The sequence below is a fragment of the Glutamicibacter sp. X7 genome (genome assembly GCF_054889245.1).
The window spans coordinates 575,413-589,460 of record NZ_CM142678.1 but is presented as its reverse complement, the minus strand read 5'-3'; the positions used below and the strand labels follow the sequence as shown (position 1 = coordinate 589,460).

At 56.1% G+C, this 14,048-nt stretch carries 5 protein-coding genes, 1 tRNA gene and 4 rRNA genes; 3 read left to right on the top strand and 7 right to left on the bottom strand.

The features are described 5' to 3' along the window. Positions 1-165: 165 nt before the first annotated feature. Positions 166-239, bottom strand: a tRNA-Thr gene (locus ACYU0X_RS03015). Between the two features lie 168 nt (positions 240-407). Next, positions 408-1,271 carry a DsbA family protein gene (locus tag ACYU0X_RS03010; protein WP_461902104.1) on the bottom strand — a complete coding sequence of 288 codons (864 nt, stop codon included), beginning with the start codon at positions 1,269-1,271 and terminating at the stop codon, positions 408-410. A 332-nt stretch (positions 1,272-1,603) separates the two neighbouring features. On the opposite strand from ACYU0X_RS03010, the gene ACYU0X_RS03005 reads away from it, so the two are divergent. The 3 genes from ACYU0X_RS03005 (at position 1,604) to ACYU0X_RS02995 (ending at position 4,995) form a co-directional block, all read left to right on the top strand. Then, a complete protein-coding gene (locus tag ACYU0X_RS03005; protein WP_461902103.1) occupies positions 1,604-3,085 on the top strand; it encodes an alpha,alpha-trehalose-phosphate synthase (UDP-forming) in 1,482 nt (493 codons plus the stop codon). Continuing rightward, entirely contained in the window at positions 3,082-3,861 is a 780-nt protein-coding gene (gene otsB, locus ACYU0X_RS03000; RefSeq protein ID WP_461902102.1) for a trehalose-phosphatase, read from the top strand. The genes ACYU0X_RS03005 and otsB overlap by 4 nt, the downstream gene beginning before the upstream one ends. Positions 3,862-3,927: 66 nt before the next feature. After that, positions 3,928-4,995: an ABC transporter ATP-binding protein gene (locus ACYU0X_RS02995; RefSeq protein ID WP_418908357.1), complete on the top strand. Its 1,068-nt coding sequence runs from the start codon at positions 3,928-3,930 to the stop codon at positions 4,993-4,995. Positions 4,996-5,133: 138 nt separating this feature from the next. Here ACYU0X_RS02995 and rrf (ACYU0X_RS02990) read toward each other — a convergent pair. From rrf (ACYU0X_RS02990) to ACYU0X_RS02970, 5 genes are all read right to left on the bottom strand, one after another. Beyond that, positions 5,134-5,250 (bottom strand): 5S ribosomal RNA (rrf, locus tag ACYU0X_RS02990). A 141-nt stretch (positions 5,251-5,391) separates the two neighbouring features. After that, positions 5,392-7,122 carry an ABC1 kinase family protein gene (locus ACYU0X_RS02985; RefSeq protein ID WP_418908356.1) on the bottom strand — a complete coding sequence of 577 codons (1,731 nt, stop codon included), beginning with the start codon at positions 7,120-7,122 and terminating at the stop codon, positions 5,392-5,394. A gap of 664 nt (positions 7,123-7,786) precedes the next feature. After that, a 5S ribosomal RNA gene (gene rrf, locus ACYU0X_RS02980) occupies positions 7,787-7,903 on the bottom strand. A gap of 139 nt (positions 7,904-8,042) precedes the next feature. After that, positions 8,043-11,173, bottom strand: a 23S ribosomal RNA gene (locus tag ACYU0X_RS02975). 540 nt (positions 11,174-11,713) lie between these two features. Further along, a 16S ribosomal RNA gene (locus ACYU0X_RS02970) occupies positions 11,714-13,241 on the bottom strand. Together the 16S, 23S and 5S rRNA genes form the textbook arrangement of a ribosomal RNA operon. Positions 13,242-14,048: the final 807 nt, after the last annotated feature.

Below are 14,048 nucleotides of genomic sequence, written 5' to 3'. Positions count from 1 at the left end.
CCAATGGTACGTGGCCGTCTGCGGGTCAAGGTGTCACTAACGTGAAACAACACGCGCCAAAGCTCTCTGCCCAGGGCTCATCCAATGACATTCACAGCGTTTACAGCCAAAGAAGACAAAAAGAGGTCCTACATCCATATCTCGGATGTAGGACCTCTCACTCCGAGCCCCCTACCGGATTCGAACCGGTGACCTGCTGTTTACAAGACAGCTGCTCTGGCCAGCTGAGCTAAGGAGGCAAGCCCTCTAAGAATATCGGACGCCCCGCGACTCCGCGAATCGGTGAGCTTAAATAGCGATGGGGAAGGACACCTTCACCGGTGGCCTCCCCCATCGCTAGGGTGCGAGATCATGAGCGATATTTTACCCGACGCCCACCCGCTTGCTACAGATATTTCAACTGAAACTTAGGCATTCGCCTTGATCGCGGCCTCAACCTCGGTGACGAAGTCATCGGTTCCCAGCTGGAATTCCTTGCCCTGAATGTAGATGGTCGGCGTAGCGCGTACACCATCGGCCTGGGCGGCAGCGGTTGTGTATGCGACGAACGGACGGTAGTCGCCCTTATTGATGCAAGAGTCCACCGCGTCACTGGCTCCGCTGTCGTGAGCCATCTTGATCAGCTCGGAGTTCTTCATTTCTCCCTGGCTGTAATGTCCCCAGAGCGCCGACACAAACTTCGTGTAGGACTCAGGCGACTTATCGGCCACGCAGGCCAGTGCGTTAGCTCCACGCGAGGAGTAATTGGTCGGTGAACCGCCGTCCAGGAAGCCGACGTTACGGTACTCGACAGTTACCTTGCCATCTGCCAGCCAGTTGTTGATCTGCTCACCGTATTTCGCTTCGAATTCTGCACAGTGAATGCAATTCACGTCCACGTACATGGTGATGTTAACCGGTTCACCCTTTTTACCAACGACAAGGTCACGAGGATCTGCCGGATTCTTCGGCGAAGCAGGATCTTCGTCCGATGCCTTGACCATGCCGCTACCGGTTCCGCCTAAGGTGGTGGCAGAGGTAACGAGAATACCGCCTCCGTTGGTTCCACCGCTGGGGATGGCACCCTCTTCGGCAATCTTGCCATTGTTGTTTTGCACGATCAGCGCCACCACCAGAGCGATAACCACAACCACTGCGGCCAGTACGCCGAGTTTTACCATCAGCGATTTGCGCTTCTGTGAAGCCTCGAGTTGCGCCTGCCGCGCCGCGGCCTGGGCCCGTGCGTTCGCATTGCGCTCGGCCTTGGACGGGCGCTCGTTGTTCGATGCCATAGGTGTATACGGTCCTTTGGAATATAACGATAATCAGAAAGCTTTCTTCAAGCTTAGCCAAAGACCTGGTGTCATTGCCCCGGAATCTTGTGAAAAGCGCACCTTCACAGCAGCTACATAAGATTCGCCAACTGCTAGCAAAGTCCGCGGTACGGTAGCGGCACCGCGTAAATACAAGCCGAAACAATAATTACGGTTTATTCTGCCTGTGAGCCCGTGTCAACTAGTGTCATGAGTAACAGAGGTTACCGAGCAACCACCGAAATATTCGCCAGCAGCCGCTGGAGGGCCTAATAAAACGGCCAATAGCGGCAGACTAAAGGAGGTTCATCGTGAATACCGACAGACCCGGTTCCGCGACCACCGAAACCGGACAGTACGACTTTGTTGTAGTAGCCAACCGACTACCGGTCGACCGCGTCACTAACGAGGATGGGACCAGCGGATTCCGGCGGGCTCCCGGCGGTCTCGTTACCGCCCTTCACCCCATCATGTCGGCCTCGAGCGGCGCTTGGGTAGGCTGGCATGGAGCAGTCGACGAGACTCTCGAAGATTTCGACAATGACGGTATTCACTTGGTTCCCGTCGCCCTAAGCGAAGCGGACGTCGAGCTCTACTACGAAGGCTTTTCGAACTCCACTCTCTGGCCGCTCTACCACGATGTCATCGTTCCACCTGAGTACCATCGAACGTGGTGGGACGCCTACAAGGCCATCAACCAACGGTTTGCCGATGCCACCCTCCGCGTTGCTGCCCCCGGGGCCACGGTCTGGGTGCACGATTATCAGCTCCAGCTAGTACCGCGCATCTTGCGGATGGCACGCCCAGATCTGAAGATCGGCTTCTTCAATCACATCCCCTTCCCCTCCATGAGCTTGTTCGCCCAACTTCCTTGGCGCACGCAAATCCTCGAGGGCCTGGCCGGCGCCGATCTCGTGGGCTTCCAGCGTAAGGACGATGCCGATAACTTCATGAACTGCCTGCAGAACTTCACGGATTACTCAATCCAAGGGTTCGAAGCGACACCGCCGTTCGAACATGACACCCAGAACATCTGCACCGCAGCCCCGCACCCGATCTCCATTGACACCAGTGAAGTAGCCCGCCTGGCCCGTGACCCGCAAATCATCGCGCGTGCGGCACAAATTCGACATGAGCTGGGCAATCCCAAAACTGTGATGCTTGGCGTGGATCGGCTGGACTACACCAAGGGTATTCGCCACCGCCTCAAGGCCTACGGGGAACTGCTCTCCGATCAGGCACTTCAAGCCGGCGAGGTGTGCCTGATCCAGGTCGCCAGCCCGAGCCGCGAGAACGTCGGTCGATATATGCAATTGCGCAATCAGGTCGAGCTCATGGTCGGGCAAATCACCGGGCAACACGACACGATTAGCCACACAACGCTGCGCTACCTGCACCATTCATATCCGTTGCGCGAAATGATCGCGCTCTACCTGGCTGCGGATGTTCTGCTCGTCACGGCCTTGCGCGATGGCATGAATCTAGTGGCTAAGGAGTACGTTGCCAGTCATCAGGACGGCCGTGGCGTACTCGTGCTCTCCGAATTCACCGGCGCTGCCGACCAGCTCAATGATGCCGTCTTGGTCAATCCCCATGACATTGCCGGCATGAAGCGGAAGATCATTGCCGCCGTGACGATGGATGAGTCGGAACAGTCAGAACGAATGCAGCGAATGATTCAGCATCTGGAACACAACGACGTTCAGCACTGGTCACGGCATTTCCTCGATGATCTCAATGAGCTTGCCGAAACCCACCGCCCGACCTCCCCCACGAAGGTTTCCGAAGTATGAGTGAACTCAACGCGGAGTTGCATAAGGCGCTAGCTACCTTTGCGGCGCATGCGCAAATTCTGGTAGCTCTCGACTTTGATGGCACCGTTTCACCCCTGGTCGACCGGCCAGAGAACGCGCGGCCGTTGCCGGCAACGGCCAGCGCGCTGACTCGACTCGGACGGCTACCGGGCGTACATACGGCCCTCGTGTCGGGCCGAAACCTTGACTCCCTTGCCGAGGTCTACCCGCAAGGTCGTCCGGATAATCTCATTGGCTCTCACGGAGCCGAGCGTGTGGTACCGCATTTGGCAGAGGAGTCCGAACTGCACATAGCCCTCGACGAGCACGCGGCGAGCCTTCTAGCTTCCATCACCGAGGCCCTCGGTGAAGTCAGTGATCGGTTTGAGGGCGTCACGTTGGAGTTCAAGCCGGCATCCACGGTGTTGCATACACGCCAAGCCAATGCCGGTGACGCGCAACGGGCGACCGAGCAGGCCCTCAGCGCCCTCGCATCCTTCGATGGCGTGAAACTATTACGAGGAAAGTCCGTGATTGAAGCTTCGGTGCACGAAGCGGATAAAGGTCTTGCGCTGCGCTGGCTCAAGGAGGCTCTGGACGTTCCGGCAATGTTGTTCGTGGGTGACGATGTTACAGATGAGGACGGCTTTAAGGTGCTTACCGGGGATGATCTCGGCGTGAAGGTCGGAGCGGGAGAAACAGCCGCGCAATTCCGCATCGACGAGGCTGCCGACCTACCTGCACTTTTGGAATCGCTGATTTTCATGCGAGGATAGTTGTGTTCCACTTCACTTTCACTACGGATCGTCGGGCACGTACCTGCCCGTGAAAGGAATGTCATCATGGCATCAGTGACCTTCGAAAAGGCCACCCGCGTCTATCCTGGCGCACTCGTTCCTTCCGTCGATGCAATCGACCTTGAGATCAAGGATGGCGAGTTTCTCGTACTTGTTGGCCCATCGGGCTGCGGCAAGTCGACCACCCTGCGCATGCTCGCAGGTCTCGAAGAGATTAACTCGGGTCGTATTCTCATTGGCGACCGCGACGTCACCAACGTTCCTCCCAAGGACCGCGACATCGCAATGGTTTTCCAGAACTACGCGTTGTACCCGCACATGACGGTCGCCGAAAACATGGGCTTCGCCCTGAAAATCGCCGGTGTCAGCAAGGAAGAGCGCAACGAACGCGTGCGTGAAGCCGCGAAGCTTCTGGACCTGGAAAAGTACCTCGACCGCAAGCCCAAGGCGCTCTCCGGCGGTCAGCGTCAGCGTGTAGCCATGGGACGAGCCATCGTCCGCTCCCCTCAGGTCTTCCTGATGGATGAGCCCCTGTCGAACTTGGACGCCAAGTTGCGTGTGCAGACCCGTACTCAGATCGCGTCGTTGACCCGCCGCTTGGGCGTGACGACCGTGTACGTGACGCACGATCAGGTCGAAGCGCTAACCATGGGTGACCGCGTAGCGGTACTCAAGGATGGGCTTCTGCAGCAGGTCGGCACTCCGCGTGAACTGTACGACCGCCCGAACAACGTCTTCGTCGCAGGCTTCATCGGATCGCCGGCCATGAACTTGGTTGAGCTGGATTCCGCAAACGGCCAGGTGCAGCTTGGCGAACTGATCATCGCAGCCCCTGGCGCATCAGGTAAGGTCACTCTGGGCATTCGTCCGGAAGACATCCAGATGGCAGAGCCTGGCGATCCAGGCGTGACTCTCACCGTCGACGTGGTTGAGGAATTGGGCGCCGACGCATACATCTACGCAACCGCTGAGCTGGCCGGCAAGGCTCAGACGATTGTCGTTCGTGTGGACGGGCGCACTCCCCCGCAGCGCGGCGACTTGCTGAAGATTGTGCCGGAACTCCGCCACATCCACCTGTTCGATACCGAGTCCGGACTGCGTTTGGCCGACTAATAAGCTGTAAGGCTCCTGCCCGGTTGGTCTCAGTTCGAGACTAACCGGGCATTACCTTTTGCGTGCTTAGCTGGTGCGCAAGGGCCAAATCTTAAACATCAGAGGCCCCGAGAAAATCTCGGGGCCTCTGGCAAATATGCTCGGCGACGTCCTACTCTCCCACACCCTCCCGAGTGCAGTACCATCGGCGCTGTGGGTCTTAGCTTCCGGGTTCGGTATGGGACCGGGCGTTTCCCCCACGCTATGATCGCCGTAACTCTAACCCGCACGGTAAACCGTGGGAAAACTACGGTGTCGATCGCTTTCGCGGCAACTACTTAAATATAGCATCGTCCCGCGCGAGAAGACGAATCGATGAGCCTGCCCTAGACGTGCCGTCCGCCACACTTGGATACGTTATCGGCTTCGATGCACCACGTGAAACAGGGCCCGTACGGCCAGTACCGAACCGAGTAACCCTGTCAGCGACGCGATGAGCCAATTCAAGGGGACGCCACCAGCTACGGCTACCCCCGGGGTTGCTAGCAAGAACACTGCTGCGATGAGAAACAGACTACCGAAGAGCGCTGTCACCACCAGACGGGCCACCGGCCCCACCGTTCGGCTCGTAACTTCATCTGGTCCCATTTGCACAGCTACCTTGAGCTGGCCTGCTTCAAGGTCGGCCAGTAGCGAGGCGAGCCGCCCGGGCATCCGCTGGGCTTCGGGTAGTAGCGACAGCGCTTGGCTCGTAACGTCATCTGTGAGACGACGGACATTCGTCAGATGGGCGATCAGACTGGGCGCATGTGAAGTCACGCTGGCAACGAGGTCATGGCCGGGATCCAGAACCTCAAGCGAAGATTGCAGGGCAATAAAAGTACGGAAGAGCGCCCCCAGTTGATCCGGCACACGGTAGCCGGCAACGCTGGCGATCTCAAAAATGTCTGCGAATATCTCAGCTGAAAACGATGCTGACGGTTGGTACTTGGTCAACATGCGACCTACCAGTCGTTCCAACTCGATCTGCGTAAGTTGCTCGCTCCTTCCGAATAGTTCATTCATGGCCTGAACTGCAGCAACTTCATTGCCGGTTTTGGTCGACATCATCAGCGCTAGAATTCCATGCCGCTCGGCGCGTGACAGCCTCCCAACGGAACCGAAGTCCAAGAGAGCTAGGCCTCCCTGATCGAGCAACATGATATTTCCAGGATGCAGGTCAGCGTGGAATACTCCGCGCAGCACCACCTGGTCCATCACTGCGGCCACCAAACCAGCCGCCAAATCCCGCCGGCGCTCGGGAGTATGGTTGCGTAGCCTCGAGGCTGCCGCGTCGAGCGCTACTCCTTGTAGGCATTCCATCACCAGTACATTCGAGTTGCTGAGCGCCGGATAGACCTTAGGAATACGCAGGAGATCCGCATCCTGTTTCTCAGAGCGAAGCAGCATCGTGTTTGCCGCTTCGTGCGTGAAGTCCAGTTCTTCCATCAACGCGTCACTGAAACCACGACCAAGCTCCTCAACTCCCATCTCGCGTCCCCATACGGTGTCTCGTTCCATTCGGCGGGCGAGCGAGCGAATGATGGACGTGTCGCGTACGAGCTGGGCACGAGCCTGCCTCCTTTGCACCTTGACCACGACCTGGGTGCCGTCGTGTAATCGTGCTCGATGTACCTGCCCGATGGAAGCGGCAGCCAGTGGTGTGCTCTCAAAGGATGCGAAAACTTCCGAAACGGGGCGTTTGTACGAGTGTTCCAGTACTGACTGCACGTCCGTCTCCCCCATGGGCTGTACGCCGCTGTGCAGTTTCCCGAGCTCTTCACGGAACGCGGGAGGAAAGAGCTCGATGCGCGTGGCCAACATCTGTCCGAGTTTGACGTAAACGACGCCGGCCTCGGTCAGTGCCGATCGCAAACTCACCGCTAAGGAGCGAAACAACTCCGCGTTCCGGAACGACCGGGCCCGGCGCCGCCCCGAACCTCGTCCAAGAAAACCCAGCAGCCCATGCTTCGCAAGAATCCAGATGATGTGGAAATAGCGTCGCAGGTTCCGCATTCCCTCGCGAAGAGAACGTACAGCCATCCAGGGAGGCGCAATACTTCCTGTGGGGAATAGAACTTCAAGAAGGAGCAGTACCGCCAGCGTCACCACGAAAATCCACGGCCACACTGAACTCAACATGAGAATCTGACCCCAGCCAAGGTCTACGAAATCCTCGGAATTCTTCAGTCCCATGCTTGAGGCAATGGACGTGACTGCGCTTCCGCCTAGCGAAACCAAGAGAAGTGACAGGAGATAGGTTCGTGGCCGTCCTACTGGCTGCCCAAGGATCCTTCGCATACCGATGCCTACGGCCCACGCCGTAAGCAGGGTGGTCACTAATACGAAAACTGCTGTAGACAAGGACGCCATGACTCTATTCTGGGGGCGCTCCAGGCCAATAGTGACCGTCAAAAGGATGATATCGACAGGATGAGCCGTGCCGGAACGGCCGAATGCTGGCCAGCGGCAACGCCGCAATCCCAGTCCAGCGACAACGCAACCCCAGTAGTGTCTAGGGAAAGCTGCGAGCGGTTGCCCCCTAGCCTTCGGTAACGGGCACGTCTGCAGAATCCGCAACCCTTGTTCCGCAGGAACGCGCAGAGTCTAGGTCCGCCAGCTCCTACTTCCGCGTATAGGTTGCGGTGATCCCGCCGAGATGCGTAGCTCCGCCACTCATGCGGATTCTGACGGTGGTGTGGGTTGTGTGGTTAAACGGGTGAGGCCCTAACACACACTGTGTGTTAGGGCCTCAAACCACATCATAAGTTTAGTCCGGCGGCGTCCTACTCTCCCACACCCTCACGAGTGCAGTACCATCGGCGCAGTGGGCCTTAGCTTCCGGGTTCGGTATGGGACCGGGCGTTTCCCCCACGCTATGACCGCCGTAACAGTCTCGAAGCAAAAATGTGTTACCGATACAACCTGCCCCACACACGCACACGCGTGTGTTTGAGGGGGTTGTTGTCTCGTAACCGTATAGTGAACGCGAACAAAACCTTGTCTTTTTCAAAGGATCGTTATGTTGTGTGTTGTAAGTCATCGGCCTATTAGTACAGGTCAGCTACACAAGTCTTTAGTCCTTGCTTCCACATCCTGCCTATCAACCCAGTGGTCTAGCTGGGGGCCTCACACACTCAAGGTGCATGGAAATCTCATCTCGAAGCAGGCTTCCCGCTTAGATGCTTTCAGCGGTTATCCCTTCCAAACGTAGCTAATCAGCGGTGCACTTGGCAGTACAACTGACACACCAGAGGTTTGTCCGTCCCGGTCCTCTCGTACTAAGGACAGCCCTTCTCAAATTTCCAACGCGCGCAGCGGATAGGGACCGAACTGTCTCACGACGTTCTAAACCCAGCTCGCGTACCGCTTTAATGGGCGAACAGCCCAACCCTTGGGACCTACTCCAGCCCCAGGATGCGACGAGCCGACATCGAGGTGCCAAACCATGCCGTCGATATGGACTCTTGGGCAAGATCAGCCTGTTATCCCCGAGGTACCTTTTATCCGTTGAGCGACGGCCCTTCCACGAGGTGCCGCCGGATCACTAGTCCCGACTTTCGTCCCTGCTCGAGCTGTCACTCTCACAGTCAAGCTCCCTTGTGCACTTACACTCAACACCTGATTGCCAACCAGGCTGAGGGAACCTTTGGGCGCCTCCGTTACATTTTGGGAGGCAACCGCCCCAGTTAAACTACCCATCAGGCACTGTCCCTGAACCAGATCATGGTCCGAAGTTAGGTGACCGATACAGCCAGAGTGGTATTTCAACGATGACTCCACCCAAACTAGCGTCTGAGCTTCACAGTCTCCCACCTATCCTACACAAGCTGCACCGAACACCAATACCAAACTATAGTAAAGGTCTCGGGGTCTTTCCGTCCTGCTGCGCGTAACGAGCATCTTTACTCGTACTGCAATTTCGCCGAGTTCATGGTTGAGACAGCGGGGAAGTCGTTACTCCATTCGTGCAGGTCGGAACTTACCCGACAAGGAATTTCGCTACCTTAGGATGGTTATAGTTACCACCGCCGTTTACTGGGGCTTAAATTCTCCGCTTCGCGCCAAAGCACTAACGAGTCCTCTTAACCTTCCAGCACCGGGCAGGAGTCAGTCCGTATACATCGTCTTGCGACTTCGCACGGACCTGTGTTTTTAGTAAACAGTCGCTTCCCCCTGGTCTCTGCGGCCCACACCCGCTCAAGAGAGTAAATCTCCGTCACGAGGCAGGCCCCCCTTCTTCCGAAGTTACGGGGGCATTTTGCCGAGTTCCTTAACCATGATTCTCTCGATCGCCTTAGTATTCTCTACCTGATCACCTGTGTCGGTTTAGGGTACGGGCGGACTTGAACCTCGCGCCGATGCTTTTCTAGGCAGCATAGGATCACCGAATCACCCCACCAAAGGGGCGCCTATCAGGTCTCAGAATCAATGAGCGGCGGATTTGCCTACCACTCTTCCTACACCCTTGGACCAGGTCAATTCCATTGCCTGGCTCGGCTACCTTCCTGCGTCACACCTGTTAATACGCTGACCTCACAACATCGGTTCCCAGCCCATCCACCACACCAGCACCTCGAAAGGCACTGAGCACGGTCTCAGAGGTGGTTAGCATCCGTCGCTACGGTATGGGCGGTTCTTCGCCGGTACGGGAATATCAACCCGTTGTCCATCGACTACGCCTGTCGGCCTCGCCTTAGGTCCCGACTAACCCAGGGCAGATTAGCTTGACCCTGGAACCCTTGATCATTCGGCGGACGGGTTTCTCACCCGTCATTCGCTACTCATGCCTGCATTCTCACTCGTATAGCGTCCACCGCTGGTTTACACCGCGACTTCACCCGCTATACGACGCTCCCCTACCCATCCAAACGCTCGATCGAAACCAAGCAAATATTTGAATGACGCAACTTCGGCGGTGTGCTTGAGCCCCGCTACATTATCGGCGCGGAATCACTTGACCAGTGAGCTATTACGCACTCTTTCAAGGGTGGCTGCTTCTAAGCCAACCTCCTGGTTGTCACAGCAACTCCACATCCTTTCCCACTTAGCACACGCTTAGGGGCCTTAGTTGGCGTTCTGGGCTGTTTCCCTCTCGACTATGAAGCTTATCCCCCACAGTCTCACTGCTACGCTCTCACTTACCGGCATTCGGAGTTTGGCTAAGGTCAGTAACCTTGTAGGGCCCATCGCCTATCCAGTAGCTCTACCTCCGGCAAGAAACACGTAACGCTGCACCTAAATGCATTTCGGGGAGAACCAGCTATCACGAAGTTTGATTGGCCTTTCACCCCTACCCACAGCTCATCCCCTCCATTTTCAACTGAAGTGGGTTCGGTCCTCCACACGCTCTTACACGCGCTTCAACCTGGCCATGGGTAGATCACTTCGCTTCGGGTCTAGACCGTGCCACTCAAACGCCCTATTCAGACTCGCTTTCGCTACGGCTACCCCACACGGGTTAACCTCGCGACACAGCACTAACTCGCAGGCTCATTCTTCAAAAGGCACGCCATCACAAAACAAGTTTGCTCTAACGGATTGTAAGCACACGGTTTCAGGTACTATTTCACTCCCCTCCCGGGGTACTTTTCACCATTCCCTCACGGTACTGATTCACTATCGGTCATCAGGTAGTATTCAGGCTTACCAGGTGGTCCTGGCAGATTCACACAAGGTTTCACGGGCCCCGTGCTACTCGGGCATCCACACAAGAACGGCAGCACGCATTACACCTACGGGACTATCACCCTCTATGGTCCGGCATTCCAACCGATTCACCTATACGCCTGCACCTCATCCCACCAGCGTAGATAGAACTGGTAACGTGCGGACCCCACAACACCGATGATGCAACGCCTATCCGCTATCACACACCAACCGGTTTAGCCCCATCCGCGTTCGCTCGCCACTACTAACGGAATCACTATTGTTTTCTCTTCCTGCGGGTACTGAGATGTTTCACTTCCCCGCGTTCCCTCCACACAGCCTATACATTCAGCTGCAGGTCACACCACATAACATGGTGCGGGGTTTCCCCATTCGGAAATCCTGGCCTCAACGTCCGGTTATCGACTCCACCAGGCTTATCGCAGATTCCCACGTCCTTCATCGGCTCCTGATGCCAAGGCATCCACCGTGCGCCCTTAAAAACTTCAACACAAATCAAAGTCCTCAAAAATGAGCAACAAAAACAATCAACAAAATCACAAAACAACCCACCAACAACACCATCAGGACAACAGTGCCATCAGCAACCCACCCACACAAAGGGGGCAGGAAAAAGGGTCATCTTATAAGATGCTCGCGTTCACTATACAGTTCCCAAACAACAACCCCACACCCACCGACCACACACCCACCAAGGGGTACGCGTCCAACAGACACAGGAAACACCGAAACACCAAACCCAAAGGCTTGTTGCTTCAAAACCCAACAGCATGCCAAACCACACCAGCACCACCGGCCAACACCACGATTCCAACCACACCACCACCACACCCCACCACAGTGGAGCGAAGCAACGGCACGGCGTACTACGCACGCATCAACCAACAGCACCAAGCACAGCCAACACCCCACACCACCCCACCAACGGGGCGCCACAGGATGCCGCGATTCATTGATATTCCACCCATGAGCAACCCGCCTGCCAACACTCGTGACAGAAACAGGCAACCATAATGGTTTAGCTCCTTAGAAAGGAGGTGATCCAGCCGCACCTTCCGGTACGGCTACCTTGTTACGACTTAGTCCCAATCGCCAGTCCCACCTTCGACGACTCCCCCCACACAAGGTGGTTAGGCCATCGGCTTCGGGTGTTACCAACTTTCGTGACTTGACGGGCGGTGTGTACAAGGCCCGGGAACGTATTCACCGCAGCGTTGCTGATCTGCGATTACTAGCGACTCCGACTTCATGGGGTCGAGTTGCAGACCCCAATCCGAACTGAGACCGGCTTTTAGGGATTAGCTCCACCTCACAGTATCGCAACCCATTGTACCGGCCATTGTAGCATGCGTGAAGCCCAAGACATAAGGGGCATGATGATTTGACGTCATCCCCACCTTCCTCCGAGTTGACCCCGGCAGTCTCCCATGAGTCCCCACCATTACGTGCTGGCAACATGGAACGAGGGTTGCGCTCGTTGCGGGACTTAACCCAACATCTCACGACACGAGCTGACGACAACCATGCACCACCTGTGAACCAGCCCCGAAGGGAAACCCCATCTCTGAGGCGGTCTGGCACATGTCAAGCCTTGGTAAGGTTCTTCGCGTTGCATCGAATTAATCCGCATGCTCCGCCGCTTGTGCGGGCCCCCGTCAATTCCTTTGAGTTTTAGCCTTGCGGCCGTACTCCCCAGGCGGGGCACTTAATGCGTTAGCTACGGCGCGGAAAACGTGGAATGTCCCCCACACCTAGTGCCCAACGTTTACGGCATGGACTACCAGGGTATCTAATCCTGTTCGCTCCCCATGCTTTCGCTCCTCAGCGTCAGTAAATGCCCAGAGACCTGCCTTCGCCATCGGTGTTCCTCCTGATATCTGCGCATTTCACCGCTACACCAGGAATTCCAGTCTCCCCTACATCACTCTAGTCTGCCCGTACCCACCGCAGATCCAAGGTTGAGCCTTGGACTTTCACGGCAGACGCGACAAACCGCCTACGAGCTCTTTACGCCCAATAAATCCGGATAACGCTTGCGCCCTACGTATTACCGCGGCTGCTGGCACGTAGTTAGCCGGCGCTTCTTCTGCAGGTACCGTCACTTTCGCTTCTTCCCTACTGAAAGAGGTTTACAACCCGAAGGCCGTCATCCCTCACGCGGCGTCGCTGCATCAGGCTTTCGCCCATTGTGCAATATTCCCCACTGCTGCCTCCCGTAGGAGTCTGGGCCGTGTCTCAGTCCCAGTGTGGCCGGTCACCCTCTCAGGCCGGCTACCCGTCGTCGCCTTGGTGAGCCATTACCTCACCAACAAGCTGATAGGCCGCGAGTCCATCCCTCACCGATAAATCTTTCAACCACCCACCATGCGGTGAACAGTCATATCCGGTATTAGACCCAGTTTCCCGGGCTTATCCCAGAGTCAGGGGCAGGTTACTCACGTGTTACTCACCCGTTCGCCACTAATCCCCAAGTGCAAGCACCTGGTTCATCGTTCGACTTGCATGTGTTAAGCACGCCGCCAGCGTTCATCCTGAGCCAGGATCAAACTCTCCATAAAAAAATAAAAAGCCGCTAGAACCCTTCGGAAAATAAAGGCGAACCAGCGTACATCCTGGCGAATAAAAAACACTCGGAACAACACACGGGGGTGCATCATTCCAAGCAAAATGTTATGTATTCACCAAATAAATAAACATTCGGTATCAACAAACTTGGCACACTATTGAGTTCTCAAACAACAAACACTTACCGGTTCCGCAACCACCGTTATCTTCGGCGGCGTTTCGTCCAGCGTTCTTCATTTATCTTATCCCGATTATTTCGTCGGTGTCAAATCGTTTCTTTGTGATCTGAACCGTATTTTCGGGTCCCATTCTTTCAATTCTTTTCCACAGTGACCTGTGTAAAAGCGTTGTTTTTCTGGGGTTTTGTTGCCTCTTTTTGTACCGGTTTTTTGTCCGGCCTGTTTGCGGCAACGAAGAAAAACTATACAGGGGTTTGGGGGGTCGTGCAAATCGGTGGGGTACTTTATGACCGTGATCGTCGTTACATGTCATCCAGTGATAGCCGAGGTAGGTATCGACCGTCTTCTGCCTCCCCATACAGCGCGGGGCGAGCTATCCAAGCGTTACCCGAGAACAACCGGACGCGCACCATGTCCACTGGAATTCGAGTTTGAACGTTGCTGCCTGGTCGCAGTTGAAGATCCGATGCCTAACGAGAGGCAGAGCTAGTTGTCCATTGAAAAGAGGGTGAACCAAATGCTGCCACTACCCGTTCAGTACTTGGCATGTCCCCGGTGCTGCGGTGACACGTCTCCATATATAGAACCTGCCCCCTGATGCCTGGCAACGGAGAGGGAGTT